Origin of the sequence: Chitinophaga lutea, from assembly GCF_003813775.1 — a bacterium.
GTDB lineage: Bacteria > Bacteroidota > Bacteroidia > Chitinophagales > Chitinophagaceae > Chitinophaga > Chitinophaga lutea.
The window spans coordinates 1516790-1536290 of the sequence record NZ_RPDH01000002.1; the positions used below are offsets into that span (position 1 = coordinate 1516790).

The following is a 19501-nucleotide window of genomic DNA, read 5'->3' on the forward strand; positions in this document are numbered from 1 at the left end:
AGATCGTAAGTAAAATTGATTGCCGCAGGTCGTACTTTACAATGAAAGTATCGCCTGTTACTTACAATGGTTTTGACTTGAGCACACTATCTGCCGGTACCAGCTGCGGTGTGATGACAGCGCCGTCCCTTAAACTGCCCGTTCCGGACAGAACGATCTTTTCGCCCGCTTTCAGGCCCTCGCTTACAAAATAAAGGTTGGCCGTTTTTCCGGCGATCCTGATGGGCCGGCTTGCCACTTTATTGCTATCGGCTACGGTATATACCAGCACCTTGTCCTGGATCTCGAATGTAGCTTCCTGCGGTATCGTAACGGCGGTGGGAACTTCCTGTGCGAATCTTACTTTACCTGTGTTGCCGGTACGGAGTACGCCATCGGCATTCGGGAAGGTGGCACGGAAACTGATAGCGCCGGTCGTTTTATTGAACTGACCTTCTATCGCCCCTATTTTTCCTTTCTGGGCGAACGAACTGTTATCCGCCAGTATCAGCTCTACGGGCGGTGCATTCTTCAGCTTCTCTTCGATCGTCTTACCCGGGAAGTTGTTTTTGAATGTGATGAAGTCCGCTTCGCTCATTGAAAAGTAAGCGTACATTTCACGTACTTCGGAAAGCACGGTGAGAGGCTGGGCATCGATGTTGCTTACAAGGGCCCCTACTTTGTAAGGAATCCTTCCTATGTAACCGCTCACGGGTGCGGTAACCAGGGTATAGCCTACATTGATCCGCGCGCTGCCTACCGCCGCTTTAGCCTGGGCCAATGCGGCTTTCGCTACCTCGTAGTTTGCCTTGGCCGTTTTTAACTGCACGTCGGAAACCACGTTGCTGGCAACCAGGGGGGCCAGGCGGTCCACTTCCACCTGCGCCTTTTCCACGTTAGCCTGTGCTGCCAACTGGTTCGAACTGGCACCGTTCAATTGTTCAGCATATACTTTCGGATCTATTTTAAACAGCGGCTGCCCTGCTTTTACATAGGCGCCTTCGTCTACAAATATCTTTTCCAGATAGCCGGATACCTGCGGGCGCACGTCTACATTCACCTTTCCTTCCAGCGAAGCGGGAAATTCCAGGTAAGTGGTAGCCGGGGCCGATGTAACCACCATCACCGGCAGCTGCGGGGGCCCTTGCTGGGGCGGACCTGCCTGGGGAGATGAACAGCCGTATAATAACACAGCCAACATCAGGATGCCGGGCAAGTAACGGAGTGGCTTATGTGTGATCATTTTTTTCAGTAATAGTTTCATGTGTTATTGTGTTATAGAATTTAATGTGAGTCCGGTTTAAGCGGTCAAGGCAGATATGATGCTGAACATATCGCCGTTAACCGATTAATACCTGGTATGCTGTACTTGCTGTTTCAACGTTCATCATAAACTATTTCAATATCGTCGACCTCATACACGATGCATGCCTTCCGCTTTTTTTATGCAAAAAAGCGATTGACATAACGGAACATCCAGGCATGTAAGTACCTGTGTATCCAGAACATGGTGTGAAAAAAGGAAGACTGCGCTACTGCCTGGGCTTGCAGTAGTAGGATCCGTAACTTCTGAAACGCTGCTTAGATTGCTGTTATAAAAGCGGCGTTGGGCTGTTACAGGTCATTACATGACTTTCATAGTTCGATGTATTGATGCGTTGCAATTGACATGGCAAAGGTAAAAAGTTACTTCATTCAAAGTACGTTCCATATCGCGGGATTAATTGTACTTTTCGCGGATTGTCTTTTGGAACAATGCGGGGGTCTGCCCCGTATGTTTTTTAAAGAATCTTGAAAAGTAGGCGTCGTCGTCGAAGTTCAGCTCGCCCGCGATCTGCTTTACGGAGTGTTTCTGCCAGAACAGGAGACGCTTGGCTTCCATGATGCGTTTGGCGTCTATGATCTGCTTGGCGCTGCGCCCGATGGTACTTTTTACCGTGTCGTTGAGGTGCCCGGGCGTTACATGCAGCATTTCCGCATATTCGGATACCTGCACCTTCTCGCGGAAGTGCTCGTCGACCAGGATCTTGAACTGTACGCCGAGGCTGTTCATGCTATTGTCCGGCCGGTAGATCTCGGGCGTTTCGGGCCGGGCGATGCGCCCGCAGGCAATGATGAACGCACTGAGCACGTTGCGGATGATGGCCTCCTTGCGCGGCCGGTCGTTCCGGAACTCGGCGAGCAGTATCCGGGCAAAGGCGAGCAACTCCTGCAGCTGGCCTTCTTCGAGCTGGAGCACGTTGTCTTTGAACACGCATTGCCAGCAGCTCAATACCCCCAGCGTTTCTGTAATGAGAAAGTCACGGGTAAAATACAACGCCAGTATCTCGGCGTCGGAACTGCGGTCGTGCTGGTGGATCTGCTCGGGGTCGAGCATGATCACCGCCGGGGCGTGAATGGTATGTTTTTCGAAATCGATATATTGGGTAATGCTGCCTTTGAGAAGTATGTCGATGGTATACCCGTCGTGCCGGTGCGGAATGTCAAACCCTTCCCAGTCGATATCACGGAGGTTAGCCAGCTGTATCAGAAACTGCGACCCCTCGTCGCGGGCAGATTCCGCGAGATGGATAAGGGGAATATGGTGCGTTTTTGTGAGTTGCATGGGTCTGTGTTTTAGGTTAAATGTTCCGCTCCACCGGGAATAAACAGGCGTGTAAAGATACGGTTATTCTGCTTTCACCCGCTCCTGCACCAGTACCAGGTCGCTGATCTTGACCTGGATGGGAATGTTCCCGATCTGCACCACGGCCGTTTTGCCCCGCAGTTCGTTCACCTTTCCCACCTGGTTGTTGGTCCGGATTTTTACCCGGTCGCCTACCTTCACCTCTCCTTTCAATTCCTCGAATTTGTCCTGCACCTTTTTCTGCAGCTTGTCGTTATGGGCTTTTTCTTTTTTCCTGAACAGCAGCGCTTCGGCCTGTTTAATGACCTTCTGCTTATCGTCTGTCCGTTTCCACTCTATCACGATCTGCTTCAGCTTCCGCTCCATCTCTTTCAGGTACTGAATTTCCTCTTCCCTGATCTTGTTCTGCAGCTTTAATATGGTGTACTGCTGCTGGGTACGTTCCTTGTCGGACAAAGTTTCGTATTCCTTTTTCAGCCGTTCGTTCTCCTTGAGGAGTTTCTGCAGCTCTCTTTCGCGGCTTTCCACCTTCTGAAGGTCCTGCTCGGCTTTATTGAGCAGTTTATCGAGGCGGAAGTGCCCTTCGTCTACCAGTTTTCGCGCCCTGGCGATCAGCGCGGGGTCGAGCCCTATCCGCTGGGCAATGGAAAAGGTGTAGGAGCTGCCGGGCTTGCCAACCAGCAGTTTGTACATGGGCTGGAGGTTTTCTTCGTCGAAACCCATGGCCGCATTTACAATGCCCTTCACTTTTCCAGCCATGATCTTGAGGTTGAGGTAGTGCGTGGTAACGATGCCGAAGGCATGTTTACGCGCCAGCTCTTCCATGATCACTTCGGCAAAGGCGCCGCCCAGGTTGGGGTCGGAGCCGCTGCCCAGCTCATCTATAAAGAACAGGGTTTTACCGTTCGCATTTTCCATGAAATACTTCATGTTTTTCAGGTGCGAGCTGTATGTGCTCAGTTCGAATTCCAGGCTCTGGGTGTCGCCGATGTGGATCATCAGGTTCCGGAAAATGCCCAGCTGGCTGGTGGGATGCACCGGCACCAGCAGGCCGGCCTGCAGCATCAGCTGGATGAGCCCGACCGTTTTGAGGGTCACCGTTTTACCCCCGGCGTTGGGCCCGCTGATCACCAGGATATGGTTATCCTTGTTGAGCGTCAGGCTGACGGGGATGGTGGGTTTGCCCTGTTTCTGGTTGTATAACAACAGCAACGGATGATAGGCCTCTACCAGGTGCACCTGCGAGTGGGGCACGAGCATCGGGTAGTTCCCGTTAATATCGAGGGCCAGCCGGGCTTTTGCCCGGATGAAATCGAATATGCCGAGAATATCGTGATACCCCTGTAGCAGCGTGTGGTGTTTGGCCAGGTCTGCGGTAAGGGTGCGGAGAATCTTGTATACTTCGCGCTGTTCGTCGCGCTCGAGCGAAAACACCTCGTTGTTCAGCTGGATGGTTTCTTCCGGTTCCAGGAACGACGTGCGGCGGGTGTCTGACTCGCCGTGCAGGATGCCTTTCACCATGCGTTTGTGCTCGGCGAAGATGGCCACTACCCTGCGGCCGTTGAGGAAACTCTCCTCGATGTCGGCCAGGTAGCCCTGTTTTTGCAGTTTCGACAAAATGCGGTCGAACACCCGGCGCAGTTCGGTGCGTTTACGGAAGAGCGACATCCTGATCTTGGCCAGTTCGGGGGTGGCATTGTCGCGCACCTGCCCCACCTCGTCCAGCACCGCATCTATCAGCGCCACTATTTTCTTTTCGTAATGGGTGCCCGCGATCACCTCGTAAAGGCCGGCATATGTCACTTTTCTGTCAGCATCGAAAAAGCGGACGATGCTATGCATGCTTTCCGCGAGCTTGCGCAGCTGCATGAACTGTTCGCCGCTGAGAACGGCCCCCTGGATATCGAGGAGCCGCAGTTCCTGCCGCAGGTTCAGCACGTAATCGTTGGGAAAATGCTGCTGCAGCAGCACCAGCTGCTTGTACTCGTGCGCCTGCTGCAGCGCCGATTTTACGTAATCTATATGTGTGTGCAGGCGCAGCTCTTCTGCCATCTGCTTACCTAACTCCGTTTTACAGTGCTCGCCCAGGAGCACTTTTACCTTGTCAAATTCCAGTTGCACCAGCGCCGACTCCGGAAAATATTTCACCTTCTTGTCAATTTAATTATTTCGGCTACCGGCCCAATTGCAGCCTTTTTTCCTTTTTTCGTACCGCAAAATTGGCCGGTTTGCCTCAATTGATAAAAAATGTTTGATCAACCGGCAGCGACGAATGACAAATGCAGTTCATCATCCGCCACTTTCCGGAAAAGAATGTTAAAGTTACTTAACTTGTTGATCCAAAGCTCTGCAAATGTCGTAATTTGATATATGCCGGAGAAACGGCCGGCAATAACAAATCGCTAACAACATGAAATACGTGATGCTCCTGTGCCTGATGGCTTCCAGCCTGGTTTCGTGCGCACAGAACGGTAAAAAAGTAAATGAACCCGGGGATATGACCATTCAAAAAGATCAAAAAACAGCGGAAGCCGTGTTTGGAAACGGCTGCTTCTGGTGCACAGAAGCCATTTTTCAGCAACTGGAAGGGGTATTGAAAGTGGAATCGGGGTATTCCGGCGGCGCCAACCCCAACCCCACCTACGAAGAAGTGTGTACGGGCACTACCGGCCATGCCGAGGTGATCAGGCTTACCTACGACCCGGCCAAAATCAATTACGCCACCCTGCTGGAGGCATTCTGGGCAAGCCACGACCCCACCACCCTCAACCGCCAGGGCAACGACGTGGGAACGCAGTACCGGTCCGTGGTGTTTTACGGGAACGAGGAGGAACGGAAGGAAGCGGAATACTATAAAAAGAAGCTGCAGGAATCCGGGGCGTACGACAAACCCATTGTCACGGAAATATCACCCCTGAAAACGTTCTATGTGGCCGAAAACTACCATCAGAACTATTACAACCAGAACGGCTCGGCGCCCTACTGTCATTATGTGATCCGGCCGAAACTGGACAAATTCAAAAAAGCCTTCGCGGATAAACTGAAGAAATAAGACGGGGAACAACTTCCCGTAAATGCGAAAAAGGCCGGCCCGCTTGCGGGTCAGCCTTTTTTTGTTGTATAATTGTTGCTGTTACAGCACTTCGAGCTCTTTCACACCTTTGGTGAGCCATGACAATAAAAAATACGCGATTGCGGTGATTATCAGCACATATCCGGCAAATCCCATCGTCACCACCGCTTCGATGCTCATCCAGGTATAAAGTTCTGCGAAATAGGCAAATACCGCCATCAATACGCCGGCAATGCCGCCTATAAGCGTGATAGTTTTCATCTGAGGTATTTTGGGTTGAAGGCAATAGTTATTCTTGGTCTGTCCACATTCTTTCCTTCCTATAACGTGCCAGAAATCCAAAAGTTTACAGCCCCCTAAAACTATTTTTAAATCGCGCTATAGTTATTAACTTGCCCGGACAATTGCGATTTGTTGAAAAACTATTCTGACGCCACGTTAGTAGGCCAATTGCAGAAAAACAGTGAAGAGGCATTCCGGGAAATTTACGACCGGCACTGGAAATCGTTGTATGAAACAGCGTTTTACAAAGCAGGTCCCGAAGATGCCGGCGACCTGGTGCAGGAGATTTTCCTCTACCTGTGGAAAAATCGCAGCAACCTGCAACTGCAGGTACAACTGAACACCTACCTTCACGCCGCACTGCGCCACAAAATCATCGACCTTTACCGGCTGAAAACACAGCGGGGACTATACTATGAAAGCATGCTGCCGGCCAACCCGCAGGCAGCGCCGGATTATGAAACGAAGGAGCTCGACGGCATCATCCGCGCCACCATCCAGCGTATGCCTACCAGGATGCGCGAGATCTTTCTCCTCAACCGCGACGGCGACCTTCCCTCTGCGGAAATAGCGCGCAAACTCTCCCTCTCCGACCAGACGGTGCGCAACCAGATCAGCACCGCCATCCACCGTATCCGCAAGGCCGTAGACGCCTACCGCAACAGCCGTTGAACTTTTTTTTCCGCACCTCTGGTACAACCCGTTTTTTCGCCCGACTATAACCTGCCCATTCTATTACCTTAAACCACATCACATTGAGCCCACAACGTATTCAAACCCTGCTGCTGAAATACGGCAAGCAGGAATGCACGCCGGAAGAAACGGCCGAACTGGAACAATGGTACGCCTCGCTGGACGGCCAGGCGGCCCGTCCTTTTGCGGACGATGCCGCGGAGGCCGACATGCGTGAAAAGCTCTGGCAGCAGATTTCCACCGCCCGGCAGCCGGCCCGCCGGTTTCACCTGCCCGTTTGGGCCCGGGTGGCCGCAGTGGCCCTTCCCCTTGCGGTAGCGGCCCTGCTGTTCTACAACCGGGGCAGCCGCACCGCGCATAACGGCACCGCCACCGTGAACGCCACAGCCGCCGTGATCACCATCCCTTACGGCACCACCCGCAAGGTGTCCTTGCCGGACGGCACCACGGTGACGCTCAACGCCGGCAGCGAGCTGCGCTATGAACCGGATTTCAACCAGACGCACCGCGAAGTGGCGCTGACAGGAGAAGCGTACTTCGACGTGACGAAAGACGCGGACAAACCTTTCATCATCCATACCGGTAAAATGGACATCCGGGTGCTGGGCACCTCCTTCAACGTAAAGGCCTACCCGGAAGACCTGACCACCGAAGCCTCCCTCATCCGCGGCAGCATTGAAGTAACGCCCACGGCCCAGCCCGGGCGCAGGTTCGTGCTGAAGCCCAACGAAAAAATCGTGCTGCCCAACCAGCAGCTGACAAACAGCCCCGGCGCCATGCCCGAAGAACTGTTTGCAACCATGCAGGAAAAGGGCTACGCCGTATCCAACGTTTCCATCAACCCGGCAGACAGCACCGTGGCGGAGACAGCCTGGGTGAGCAACCGCCTGGCCTTCATGAATGAGAGTTTTAAAGAAATCGCGCTGCAGCTGGAAAGAAAATTCGAGGTGAAAGTCATCTTCGAAAACGAAGCCATCGCCGCGCTCAGGTTTACGGCCACTTTCGACAACGAGAATATCGCACAAACACTGGAGGCGCTGCAATACACGGCTACCGCCCCCTTTACGTTCAGGATTGATCAGCAAAACATTTACATCACACGTTAAAAAACTGCCTATGCAATTGTGACGTTTTAACTAAATGAAACAGGGAAATGTTTGCAGCATTTCCCTGGAAGAATTTAGATGAACGCAGACAGGTTCTCAGTTGGAACCAAAGGCCTGTCAACATTTTATTGACCTAAATCCACTTAAAAGTATGAAAAAAATCAGACTTCCGGGCGTCTTATTGCTATTACCCGAGCCCTTTTTAAAAGTCCTGCTCTTTATGAAATTATGTTTTGTAGTCGTACTCATTACATGTATGCAGGTATCAGCCAAAGTTTATTCACAGAAAACGAAACTCACCTTCAAAGCGGAAAAAGTTCAACTAGCACGGATACTGAAACTGATCGAGAAAAAAACCAACTACAGGTTCGTTTACAGTAACGACGTTCTTCCCGCCGAAAAAAAGATCACGTTTACGGCCGAAGAAACACCTTTTGACGAAGTGATGAAAACTTTGCTGGATGATACCGGCCTCAACTTTAAAATGCTCTCCAACAACCTGGTGGCCATTGCGCCGCAGCATGCCGTGATGGCCGACATTACGGTGAAGGGGAAGGTGACGGATGCCAAAGGCTTTCCGCTCATCGGCGTGGTGGTACGGGTGGAACAGTCCACCAAAGGCACCACCACCAACAACGAGGGCCAATATGAAATCAAAGTGCCTGCAACGGCGGCGCTGGTGTTCAGCTACCTGGGCTACGTGTCCCAACGCATCGAAGTGAACAACAACACAGCGATCAATATCACCATGCAGGAAGATGCCAAAGGCCTCAACGAGATCCTGGTGGTGGGTTACGGCACCCAGAAGAGGGTGAACATGACGGGCGCCGTGGCGGCCATCAGTCCCGCCCAGATCACCCAGCGCCCGGTGACCTCCATCCAGAACGCCCTGCAGGGTCTGGTGCCGGGCCTTACCGTGCTGAACCGCCCCGGTGATGTGGGCTCCGACGTGGGCACCATGACCATCCGCGGCCGCACCAACCTGAGCGCTCCCGGGCCATTGATCGTGATCGACGGTATTCCGGCCTCCAACCGCGAACTGGCTTCCCTCAATCCCTCGGACGTGGAAAGCATGAGCGTACTGAAAGATGCGGCCTCCGCCGCCATCTACGGCGCCCGCGCCGCTAACGGCGTGCTGCTCATCACCACCAAACGCGGCAAGGAAGGCAAAATGTCCGTAGACCTCAATGCGAGCTACGGCGTACAGTCCCCTACCCGCCTGCCCGACTACCTGGGCTCCGCAGATTTTGCGCGCCTGTACAACGAAGCGATGACCAATGCCGGCAAACAGCCCCGCTATACCGCAGAGGAAATTGCCAAATTCGAGAACGGCACCGACCGCGACCTGTATCCCAATACCGACTGGTACGATGAGGCGCTGGCCAACAACCCGGCTTACAAAGACGTGCAGCTGGGCGTAAGCGGCAGCAACAAGGGCACACAGTATTACATCGGCGCGGGTTACTTCGGCCAGCAATCGCTGGTGCAGAACAAAGGCATGAACCGCTACACCGTGCGCACCAATATCAGTTCGCAGGTGCTGCCCATCCTGAACATCGGCGCCAACATGTCGTTCGTGAAACAGGACCTCGATACCAAAGGCGGTGAAATGAACTGGGTGAGCCTCAACAGGCTGGGGCCCACCATGGCGGCGCGCCATTCAGACGGCACCTGGGGCACCATCAACGGCGGCAAGGTAGACGCTACGCTGGCCAAAGACAACGTGCTTCGCAACATGGCCGAAGGCGGCCGCGGCTGGACGCGCAACCAGGTGGTGCAAACCGCCCTGAACGCGACCCTCACGCCCCTTCCTGGCCTGAGCATCAAAGGCCTCGGCTCCATCAAATACAATAACGACATCAATAACCGTTTCTGGAACGAGCTGCCTCCGCTGACCAACTTCCTGACCAAACAGCCCATCGCTTCCACGGCCGTTACGCCGAACGAAATGGAAGAGTACTGGGCCCGCCGCCAGGAATTGCTGCTGCAGGCATACGCCGAATACGAAAGAAGTTTCGGCCGCCACACCGGCAAGATCATGATCGGCGCTTCACAGGAAAGCAATGAGCTGCGTAATGCGTTCATCGGCAGAAAACGCTTCCCCAACAACGCGGCCACTACCGTGGGCCTCGGCAGCGGCGGTTCTGAAAACATCAGCGACGACGCCGACGGAACTGCCAACCGCTCCACCGCGGAAGAATGGGCCATCCGCTCCTACTTCGGGCGTCTGAACTATAACTACAAAGACAAGTACCTTTTTGAAGCCAACCTGCGCCTCGACCTTTCATCCCGTTTCCACCCAGATTATCGCCTGGCGAAATTCCCCTCCGTATCTGCCGGCTGGCGTATCTCCGAAGAGCCTTTCATGAAAAGCATCCAGTGGATCAACAACATGAAGCTCCGCGGCAGCTGGGGCATCCTCGGCAACCAGGATAACGTAGCGCTCGGCAACTATTACGACCGCCTCAATACCGGCTACTCTTACAATTTTGAGGGTTCGCCCGTAGACGGTGTTTGGCAGAGAACCGGCACCAACATCAAAGCCAGCTGGGAAGAAGTGACGATGACCGACATCGGCCTCGACTTCACCCTGTTTAATGGCCTGCTGGACGTGACCGCCGACTACTACGTGAAAAAAACCGACGGCATCCTGCTGGCGCAAAGCGTGCCTTCCACCTATGCGCTGGATGCCGCCACGGTGAACTCCGGCGCTACCCAGAACACCGGTTTCGAGCTCATGCTGAGCCATACCAAACGCATCGGTAAAGATTTCGAGTACCATGTGAGCGCCAACATCTCCCACATCCGTAATAAAATCGTGAGCCTCGGCGAGGGCGTTACCGAAAGGCTGAGCGACCGCTGGATCGAGCGCGTGGGCGAATCCGTGGGCTCCTTCTACGGCTGGGAAGCACAGGGCCTGTTCAAAGACAAACAGGACGTGGATCAGCATGCCACCCAATCCGCTTCCACCAAAGCGGGCGACATCAAATACAAAGACCAGAACGGCGACAAGAAGATCGACGCGGCCGACCGCGTGATCCTCGGTAACGACGTGCCCTGGGTGAACTATGGCGGCTCCATCGGCGCCTCCTGGAAGGGTTTCAGCGTGGAAGCCCTCCTTTACGGCGCAGCCGGCGTAAAAACTTACCTCGACGGTGAGGCGGCGTTCTCATTCTTCAACGGCGCCAGCGTAAAATCCTATCACCTGAAACGCTGGACGACCAACAATCCGGATCCGAACGCAGCTTATCCCCGCATCCTCATCAGCGCGGACGGCAAGCATAACTATGACAACCGCTCTTCGTTCTGGCTGTTCAACGCTTCTTACCTGCGCATCCGTTCGCTGAACTTCGGGTATACTTTCCCCAGGTCATGGGTGGAAAAGGCCGGCATGCAGCAGGCGCGGCTGTTCGTAACGTCCAACAATCCGTTCACCTTCATGATGGATAAACGTTTAACGGACTACGATCCGGAAATCGGTTCCGGCCGCGGCGGATACCCCGGTATCAAAACCTGGGCGATCGGACTGAATGCAAGATTTTAATGAAGACTATTAAACAGACAACGTATGACACGCAATAAATTCCATATAATAGCAGCGCTGACCCTCTCGGGGATGCTGTTTTCCTGTAATAAAGATTTCCTGGAAAGACCGCCGCAGAACCAATTGTCCGAAGGCACCTTCTGGACCAGCGAGAAAGACGCCTATGCGGCGCTGAACGCGATTTACGCGCAAATAGACGGCAGCGACGGCGATGCTTATCTCGACGGCGCCAGCGACAACGCCCATGCGCAATATCCCTGGGAAAGCAATGCCACCACCATTTCCCTGGGCGACGTGACCACCTCGATGAACGAAGGCTGGAACTTCGAAGCCATCCGCCGGGTGAACTATTTCCTCGAAAACGTGGACCGCGTACCGATGGATAACGCCCTCAAAGAAAGGTTCAAAGCCGAAGCCCGTTTCATGCGCGCTTTCCGCTACTTCAACATGATGCTCAACTTCGGTGACGTGCCGCTGATCACCAAAACGCTGACCACCGAAGAATCATATATAGCGCGTACGCCGAAAGCGGAAGTGCTGAAATTCATCACCGACGAACTGACGGCGCTGACGGCGGCCCTGCCCCCTTCATATGCCGGCGGTAAAAACAATGAAAAAGGAAGGATCACCAAAGGCGCCGTAGTAGCCCTGAAAGCCCGCGTACACCTGTACACCGGCCAGTGGCAACAGGCTGTGGACGCCGCCACCGCCGTGATGGGCATGGGTTATGAGCTGTTCAAGGTCACCACGGAAGACGCCAAAGACGCCACCGACAACTATGCAGCGTGGGTGAGTTTTGCTGACGCCGCGGAAGAAAAAAAATTCCGCAACGGCCTTCGCAGTTATGAGAAACTGTTCTGGCAGGTGAATGAAGGGAACAAGGAAGTGATCCTCGACCGGCAGCAAATCCCGGAAAAGGATGCCAAGTTCATCAACACCCTGGTACTGTCTGACGACCTGGGCGGCTGGAGCTCCATCGCCCCCACCCAGAGCCTCGTAGACGCTTACCAGAGCTTCAAAACCGGCGAAGCTGTAACGCCACCCTCCGCTGCCGACCGCGCTACCCGTTACAAAGCCCGCGCTACCGACCCGGCCTTCTACAACGAATACAAAAACCGTGACCCGCGCTTTTATGCGAGCATCCTGTTCGATAAAGCGCCGTGGCACAGTATCGAAGACGGTTATGCATTTGCCTGGGTGAAAGGCGGGAACAACTGTTCCAAAACCGGCTACAACTTCCGCAAGTATGTAGATCCCGTGGCCTGGGGCGCGCAGGTAGACAACCACGCCAACCACATCATCATCCGGTATGCGGAAATACTGCTGACCTATGCCGAGGCGAAAAACGAGCTCTCCGGCCCCGATGCCAGCGTATATGACGCGATCGACCAGCTGCGCGTACGTGCCGGCATGCCGGTGATCAACCGCACCAAGATCAATACACAGGCCCTGCTGCGCGATGCTATCCGCCAGGAGCGCAGGATTGAGCTGGCGCTGGAAGGCCACCGCTTCCGCGACATCCGCCGCTGGAAAACCGCCGCCGCTGTGATGACTTCCCTGTACGATCTCGAAAACGGCCTCGTACAGACCCGTAAGTGGGACGATAAACTGTACCTCATGCCCGTACCGCAGGCGGACGTGGACAAGAACCCCAAACTGCTGCCCAACAACACCGGGTACTGATGCTACGCTTTTTATATACGCAAAAAGGGCTGCCATGACCGGCAGCCCTTTTTTTGTTCCTTATGCAGTGTTGACCATTATTTCTTCGCGAGGTCTTTGATGCGGATGTTGCGGAAACGCACCACGGAACCGTGGCCCAGGAAACCGATATGACCGCTGGTCCTTTTCAGGCCGGGGTGGTCTTTATGGTCGAGAGTGCCTTTATCCCGGGCTTCGGCGATGTCGCCGTCGAGAATAACGGTGCCGTTCAGTTCTACGGTGATGCGGGTGCCTTTCACGGTTACCTGCTCGTAGTTCCACTCGCCTACCGGTTTGAGGAAGCCGCGTTTGGCGGGAATCACGCCGTACACGGAACCGTGGTACTGGTAGATGTGAAGGTTTTTATAGATGTCCGCTTCGTTGTCGAGGATCTGCAGTTCCATGCCCTGGTAGGCAGCGTCGCCGGAGGGCGGCATGCGGATGCCGAGGCCGTTGTTGGCGCCGGGTGTGAGCTGGAATTCGAAACGGTATACGAAATCGGAGAACTCGTTTTTGGTGTAGAGGTTACCGCCGCCGGAGCCTTTGGGCGAACAGAGAATGTTGCCGTTATCGAGCACATAGCTGGTGGTGTTGCCCGTCCATTCGTGCATGTTGGTGCCGTCGAACAGGATTTTGTAGCCTTCCTTCTTTTCCTCGGCGCTCAGCTCGAACGGTTTTACGCGTTCGAACTCGCGGATGTACAGGTTGCGGTAGGCCACATAAGTGCCGTGCGCCTGCAGTTCCAGCTGCTCTTCGGGGAAGATGGGCAGCTTGCGGTCCCAGTAGTTTTCCAGGATAACATTGTTCACCACCAGTTTACCGTTGAGGTACACCGTTACGCGGTCGCCTTTCATGATGATGCGGAAAGTGTTCCATTCACCGATGGCGTTATCGGCCAGTTCGGAAGGTTTGCTGGGGTTTGCCTGGTTGTTGTACAGGCCGCCGGAGCCTACCTGTGCGCCCACGTCGCGGCGGGCGGTGTCCCAGATCTGCACCTGGGGCGTACCACGCAGGTATACGCCCGCGTCGCCGTCTTTGGTGATTTTCCAGTCCACGAACATTTCGAAGTCGCCGTATTTTTTATCCGTGCAGAGGTTGCTGCCATGACCGTTGAACACCAACAGGCCGTCTTTCACGCTCCAACCTTCCTTCATCACGGCGTCTGCTTTTTCCTGTTCTTTTTTCAGTGTGGCGGCGTCCATTTTGGCGCGTTTGATCGGGTCGGCCACGAGGCCTTTCCAGCCGCTGAGGTCTTTGCCGTTGAACATGTTCACGAACCCTTCGCCGGCCGGCATTTCAGCCAGGTATTTGCGGATGGCCTCGCGCTGGTAGTCGGCATCGCCGCCCGTCAGCGTGCCGGAAGCCTGTTCCAGCAGGTTGCGCACGATGCTGCCGCTGTAGGTTTTATCGGCCAGCGCAATGCTCATCACCGCTTCGGCCGCCTGTTGCTTCACGGCGGCATCGTTGAGGTAGTTGCCGGCGAACACCAGTGCGGGGAAGGTTTTGCATTGTTCCGCCTGCTGGAGGATGGCTTTTTTCAGCCCTGCGTCGTTCGCCAGTTCCATGGCGTTGGTGAGCATGAGCAGCCGCTGGTCGGGTGTGGCCGCGGTTTTGGCGAGGCGTACATAACCCTGCAGCGCGGTTTTGCGGTGGTCCGCATTTTCGCGGGCGATCTTCAGCAGGTCAGCCGCGGCGCTCGCGTCTTTCCAGCCTACCAGCGCCGTTACGGCCGCTGCTTTCTGGGCGGCGTTGCCACCGGCAAACGCTTCGCTTACCACCTGTTTGGCGGCGGGGCCGCCAATACCGGCGAGGATGGCGTAATAACGCTCCTGCCCCGCGGCGTTTTCTTTTTTCATTTGTGCGATCACCGGTTCGGCGGACTGTGAAGAACCGGCTACCACCGCGGCCTGCAGCGCTTTCACGTCTGCGGGGGCAGTGGCTTTGGACAGCATGCTGAACAGCACCGGCAGGTTATTCGCCGTTACCACATCTTTCAGCGCGCTGAACGCAGCGTTGCGCACGTTTTCCTGCGGCGCTTTGGTGAGGGCCAGCACCTGCTGTACGCTGCCGTCGGCTTTGCGACCGGCCAGCACGTCGATCAGGGCTACCTGTGCCGCGGGCGGCATGGAAGCCACAGCGGCGGCAGACTGGGTTACCACCTCATCGCCTTTGATGGTTTTCAGCGCTCCCTGGATGGCGGCGGTTTCTTTATCGTCCGCTTTTTTCAGGCGCGCGAGCAGGGGTGCAACGGCCTGGGCGCCGGAGATCTGCCCGGCGGCGGTGATGGCCGCCAGCCTTACGCCGGCATCTTTATCGTTCAGTGCGGCCAGCACCACGGGGGCGGCCAGTTCAGCTTTGTTATTGCCCAGCATGGCGATCACAGCCGCTTTACCGGCAGGGGTCGCTTTTGCCAGCGATTTGATCCAGGCGGCGGTGGTGGCCTGGCCCAGATTGTTGCCTGCGAATTTCAGCGCGGCATCGCGGTAATCGGCGGCGGGGTCGTTCACGGCTGCCAGCAGAACGGGCAGGTTTTCTTCCCCTTTCAGCTGGTTAAGCAGGTACAGGGCGGCGGTGCGCACCTGCGTCTGGCCGGCGCTGCGGGCGCCTGCCATGATGTTGCCGGCCACGTCGGCCGCTTCTTTCTTATGGCCGTTGGCGGCTAACTGCTGCGCATATACGAGATAAGACGTTACCGCATTGGTTTCGTCGTATTTGTAACCGGCTTTTACCACGGCGGCCTTCAGTGTGTTGGCCGCTTCCGGCGCCGCGATGTGCGCCAGGGCGTACAGGGCGGTTTTGGCCAGCATCCTGTTTTCCGAACGGGCCAGCGGTTGCAGCGCGGCGGTGGCGCCGGCAATGCGGGCATCCCCCACTACTTCCGCCAGTATCTGCTGGTTGCGGCCGGTGGTTTTCGGCAGCGCTTCGAGCAACGCTTTCTGCGCGGCGGGCGAATTGATTTTCAGCAGTGTGCGGGCGGCAACATCGCAGAGGCGCTCATCCGCCAGGTAAGGCTGCAATGTGCTCACGGCGGCATCGGTGCCGAAGTGCTGCAGCATGGTAATGAGGAACGCCTTGTTTTCCTTGTCTGCCACCTGCTTCAGCGCTTTGCTGAAAGCGGAGACGGCAACCGCGCGTTCTTTTTCCTTACCGGGCTGGGTTACGTAAAAGGCGTAACCGCCCAGTGCGTATTCCAGGGCGGTGTTATCGCCTTTGCCGGCGGGCGAGAGCATGGCCGCCATATTGGCGATGCCTTCTTCGCCGAGGTCCGACAGGGCGGCCATGTTCGCGTTGAGCGATTTGGCGTCTTTGGCAGGCTGCTGGGCCAGCAGGTCTGCAATTTTGGTATGCGCTGCACGCACGTCCTGTTTGGGCTGGGCCATTACCGCCAGCTGCGCCAAACAACATGCAGCTATGATGAACAGTTTTTTCATGATGTTGTGTTGATTAGATGGTCCACGGTCCGCGCATCGGCTGGAATATCAGCCGGTTGGCGCCTTCGTCGTTGATAAACTCCTGTTTTACCGGATCGAACTCCAGGTTGCGGCCCAGTTGCAGGGCGATTTTACCCATGTTCACAATGGTGGCGGAACGGTGGCCGTTCTCTTCATTGAGGGCGAACTTCTGGCGTTTTTTAACGGCTTCCACAAAGTCCGTTACCTGCGGCGCAGGGTCGGGGAATGCGGCGAGTTTCTTTTCGAGGTCCGGGATATCTGATTTGAAACCGGGGTACAGTTTGCCTTTCGGCCCTTCGATATAGGCTGCGTTGGTTTCGGTGCCGGCGCCGTCGAGCACGATCTGGCAGCCGTCTGCATACGTATAGGTGATCTTGCGCCAGGTGCCTACCGCATCGGTATGCTGCTGGGGCGCGTCGATTTCCACTTTTACGGGGCTGGTATCGTCTTTACCGAGGAAATACTGTACGGGGTCGAGGTAGTGCTGCCCCATGTCGCCGAGGCCGCCGCCGTCGTAATCCCAGTAGCCGCGGAAAGTGCTGTGCACGCGGTGGGCGGTGTAGGGCTTGTAGGGTGCGGGGCCCAGCCACATTTCATAGTCGAGCTCCTTGGGAACCGCCTGCGGGGCGAGGTTGGTCTTCCCTACCCAGAAAAATTTCCAGTCGAATCCGGTGTGGCGGCTCACGGTCACCTTCAGGGGCCAGCCGAGCAAACCGCTTTCCACGAGTTTTTTGATGGGTTTTACGGTAGTGCCCATGCCGTAGAAGTTGGCATCGAACCGGAACCAGGTGTTGAGCCTGAAAATACGGCCATGCTGCTGCACGGCCTCTACCAGGCGCTTGCCTTCGCCGATGGTGGCGGTCATCGGTTTTTCGCACCATACGTCTTTACCGGCGCGTGCCGCGTCGGCGGCGATGATGCCGTGCCAGTGCGGCGGGGTGGCTACGTGTACGATGTCGACCTCCGGCAGCTGGATGAGCTCGCGGTAGTCGCCGAATGTTTTAACGCCCTTCCCCTGGTTCGGCAAAACGTCCAACGCCTTCTGGATATGCGTTTTGTCAACATCGCAGATGGCTACCACCCGCGTGCCGGCATACCCGAAATGGCCGCGGCCCATGCCGCCGGTGCCTACTACGGCTTTTGTAAGCTGATCGCTGGGTGCCAGGTAACCGCGCCCCAGTACGTGGCGGGGCACAATCGTGAATGCCGCCAACGCTCCCAGTGAGTTACGGACGAATTCCCGCCTGGAAGAATGGTTTTCTTTCTTTCCCATGGTTTTATTTAAGTGTAAACGTGATTTTTAGCGGAACAAAATACAAATTAGATTTTTTGTTTACTGATGGTATATTGGAAAAAACCGACATAATAATAAAGAGCAAACGGCATTTTTATACCGTTTGCTCCCAGCTTGCTTTCCTTCTGCTTATCAGTAACCGTCGTTTTGTCTCATATTCGGGTTCGACAGCACTTCCTTCTCCGGGATGGGCCAGTAATAATCCCGGTCGGTGTACGCCCGGTCCTGCACCTTGATGGCCTGGCCGGTAGCCGGGTCGGTAGCCCCGAACACCTCCCCGTTCATCACGGCTTTCACCGTGCCCCATCGGCGGATATCGAAATAACGTTGCCCTTCAAAAGCCAGCTCGGCCTGCCGCTCGCGGCGGATGAGCACACGCAGCCTGTCTTTGGTATTGAACCGGGCCACGTCCACCGGCGGCATGCCGGCGCGGGTGCGCAGGTCGTTGAGGTGGGCAACGATGTCCGGATTCTGCCAGTCGTCGAGCTCCAGCAGCGATTCCACGTAATTGAGCAGCACCTCGGCGTAGCGGATGAACATGAAGTCGAGCGTGCCGCTCCTGCCCTGCCGGTCGCGCTGATCGAGGTACTTGCGCACCCAGTAGCCTGTGGCGGTCGATTTCTGCACCCCGATCTTGTCGAGGTTCAGCGTGGAGGGGTCAAAGGGTTTGAGGATGTACGCCGCATCAATGAATGACTGGCCGGGATACAACACCGAAGCCGTGAGGCGCGGGTCGCGGTTGTTTTTATAATTGGGATTACGGCGGTAAGCGTCGATGGAATCCGGGCCGAGCTCCTGGATGGAATAGCCCTGCCGTGTTTCGTAGTTGTCTACCACGTTGGCGAGCGGCGACAGATAGGTTTCCCCGCCGATGCCGTAAGGCGCCAGCGTGGTCCATGCGGAGCCGCAGCCGTCTCTCCTGAACCAGATGCGCTCTTTGTTCAGTTCGCCGGCATAGCTGAAAAGCTCGGCGTAGCTGTTGGCGTTCGCATTGGAGCTGCGGTGCAGCCGGTATACGCCGGAGCCGATGACTTTGACGGCGGCGGTTTTGGCGGCATCGTATTTTTTGAAGTACATCGCCAGGCGGGTGAGCAGCGCGTAGCAGGTGCCGCTGGAAATGCGCCAGGCCTCATCGTTCACATATTCCTTCGGCAGTTTTTCGCCGCACGCGTTCAGCTCGCTTTCGATGAAGGCGTACACTTCCTCCGCGGTATTTCTTTTCATCACGTTTTCCGTGGGGGTGAGCGACTTGGTGACGATGGGGATGCCGCCGAAATACAGGAGGCACTCCATATGATAATAGGCGCGCAGGGCGCGGGCTTCGTATTTCATGCGCTCGCGGAGCGTAGAGTCCATAAAACATTTGTCTACGTTCTCAAGAAAGCGGCAGGCGCGGCGGATGTCTAGATAGTTATCGCGCCAGATCCATTCCGCTACGTCCCAGGTGGGGTTTTGCAGGCCGCGGGTGAAGATGTCGTAGTTACCGCGGAAATCGCCCCGGTTCACCGCTTCATCGCTGAGCCCGGAAATGAGCATCACGTTGCGGCCGCTGGTACCGTCGGGCACGCCGGCGTAGATGGAGCCCAATGCGCCGTAGGCGTTGGCTTCCGTTTTCCACCATACATCGTCGGTGATGGCGGTGGGGTGGTCATTGGTCAGAAACTTTTCGCATCCGGTGAATAACAGCATGGCTGCCCCGGCCACTATCCAGATATTGACAAACTTTATTTTCATCGTTGGATTTTTAAGAA

12 protein-coding genes are annotated in these 19501 nt (G+C 55.6%); 5 read left to right on the forward strand and 7 right to left on the reverse strand.

Annotated elements, in window-relative coordinates; genetic code table 11:
- Positions 1–61: 61 nt before the first annotated feature.
- The 3 genes from EGT74_RS18325 to EGT74_RS18335 all read right to left on the reverse strand — a co-directional run bounded on the left by EGT74_RS18325 (position 62) and on the right by EGT74_RS18335 (position 4753).
- On the reverse strand, positions 62–1243 hold the full coding sequence (locus EGT74_RS18325; RefSeq protein WP_123848017.1) for an efflux RND transporter periplasmic adaptor subunit: 1182 nt from the start codon (positions 1241–1243) through the stop codon (positions 62–64).
- 456 nt (positions 1244–1699) lie between these two features.
- The gene (locus EGT74_RS18330; protein WP_123848018.1) at positions 1700–2584 is read right to left on the reverse strand and encodes a helix-turn-helix domain-containing protein; all 885 of its coding nucleotides are present in this window, start codon (positions 2582–2584) and stop codon (positions 1700–1702) included.
- A 63-nt stretch (positions 2585–2647) separates the two neighbouring features.
- Entirely contained in the window at positions 2648–4753 is a 2106-nt protein-coding gene (locus EGT74_RS18335) for an endonuclease MutS2 (RefSeq protein ID WP_123848019.1), read from the reverse strand.
- A gap of 262 nt (positions 4754–5015) precedes the next feature.
- Between EGT74_RS18335 and msrA the strand changes: the two genes are divergently transcribed.
- The gene (msrA, locus tag EGT74_RS18340; protein WP_123848020.1) at positions 5016–5657 is read left to right on the forward strand and encodes a peptide-methionine (S)-S-oxide reductase MsrA; all 642 of its coding nucleotides are present in this window, start codon (positions 5016–5018) and stop codon (positions 5655–5657) included.
- 81 nt (positions 5658–5738) lie between these two features.
- On the opposite strand, the gene EGT74_RS18345 is transcribed toward msrA, so the two are convergent.
- Positions 5739–5939 (reverse strand): hypothetical protein, encoded by a 201-nt coding sequence (locus EGT74_RS18345; protein WP_123848021.1) that lies wholly within the window; start codon positions 5937–5939, stop codon positions 5739–5741.
- A 153-nt stretch (positions 5940–6092) separates the two neighbouring features.
- On the opposite strand from EGT74_RS18345, the gene EGT74_RS18350 reads away from it, so the two are divergent.
- The 4 genes from EGT74_RS18350 to EGT74_RS18365 all read left to right on the forward strand — a co-directional run bounded on the left by EGT74_RS18350 (position 6093) and on the right by EGT74_RS18365 (position 12986).
- Positions 6093–6632 carry an RNA polymerase sigma factor gene (locus EGT74_RS18350; protein ID WP_158618214.1) on the forward strand — a complete coding sequence of 180 codons (540 nt, stop codon included), beginning with the start codon at positions 6093–6095 and terminating at the stop codon, positions 6630–6632.
- An 83-nt stretch (positions 6633–6715) separates the two neighbouring features.
- The gene (locus EGT74_RS18355; protein WP_123848023.1) at positions 6716–7759 is read left to right on the forward strand and encodes a FecR family protein; all 1044 of its coding nucleotides are present in this window, start codon (positions 6716–6718) and stop codon (positions 7757–7759) included.
- 220 nt (positions 7760–7979) lie between these two features.
- Positions 7980–11303 (forward strand): SusC/RagA family TonB-linked outer membrane protein, encoded by a 3324-nt coding sequence (locus EGT74_RS18360; protein ID WP_158618215.1) that lies wholly within the window; start codon positions 7980–7982, stop codon positions 11301–11303.
- A gap of 24 nt (positions 11304–11327) precedes the next feature.
- On the forward strand, positions 11328–12986 hold the full coding sequence (locus tag EGT74_RS18365; protein WP_123848025.1) for a RagB/SusD family nutrient uptake outer membrane protein: 1659 nt from the start codon (positions 11328–11330) through the stop codon (positions 12984–12986).
- Positions 12987–13063: 77 nt separating this feature from the next.
- Here EGT74_RS18365 and EGT74_RS18370 read toward each other — a convergent pair whose 3' ends face one another.
- From EGT74_RS18370 to EGT74_RS18380, 3 genes are all read right to left on the reverse strand, one after another.
- Positions 13064–16435 (reverse strand): family 16 glycoside hydrolase, encoded by a 3372-nt coding sequence (locus EGT74_RS18370; protein ID WP_220392902.1) that lies wholly within the window; start codon positions 16433–16435, stop codon positions 13064–13066.
- 13 nt (positions 16436–16448) lie between these two features.
- Positions 16449–17729 carry a Gfo/Idh/MocA family oxidoreductase gene (locus EGT74_RS18375; RefSeq protein ID WP_123848027.1) on the reverse strand — a complete coding sequence of 427 codons (1281 nt, stop codon included), beginning with the start codon at positions 17727–17729 and terminating at the stop codon, positions 16449–16451.
- 153 nt (positions 17730–17882) lie between these two features.
- Positions 17883–19484, reverse strand: a complete 1602-nt coding sequence (locus tag EGT74_RS18380) for a RagB/SusD family nutrient uptake outer membrane protein (RefSeq protein ID WP_123848028.1) — start codon at positions 19482–19484, stop codon at positions 17883–17885.
- Positions 19485–19501 lie beyond the last annotated feature (17 nt).

Bases quoted from the DNA above. Each gene is read 5' to 3' on its own strand.
- EGT74_RS18325 (WP_123848017.1), bottom strand. From the start codon at position 1,243: ATGAAACTATTACTGAAAAAAATGATCACACATAAGCCACTCCGTTAC.
- EGT74_RS18330 (WP_123848018.1), bottom strand. From the start codon at position 2,584: ATGCAACTCACAAAAACGCACCATATTCCCCTTATCCATCTCGCGGAA.
- msrA (WP_123848020.1), top strand. From the start codon at position 5,016: ATGAAATACGTGATGCTCCTGTGCCTGATGGCTTCCAGCCTGGTTTCG.
- EGT74_RS18345 (WP_123848021.1), bottom strand. From the start codon at position 5,939: ATGAAAACTATCACGCTTATAGGCGGCATTGCCGGCGTATTGATGGCG.
- EGT74_RS18360 (WP_158618215.1), top strand. From the start codon at position 7,980: ATGAAATTATGTTTTGTAGTCGTACTCATTACATGTATGCAGGTATCA.
- EGT74_RS18365 (WP_123848025.1), top strand. From the start codon at position 11,328: ATGACACGCAATAAATTCCATATAATAGCAGCGCTGACCCTCTCGGGG.
- EGT74_RS18370 (WP_220392902.1), bottom strand. From the start codon at position 16,435: ATGAAAAAACTGTTCATCATAGCTGCATGTTGTTTGGCGCAGCTGGCG.
- EGT74_RS18375 (WP_123848027.1), bottom strand. From the start codon at position 17,729: ATGGGAAAGAAAGAAAACCATTCTTCCAGGCGGGAATTCGTCCGTAAC.
- EGT74_RS18380 (WP_123848028.1), bottom strand. From the start codon at position 19,484: ATGAAAATAAAGTTTGTCAATATCTGGATAGTGGCCGGGGCAGCCATG.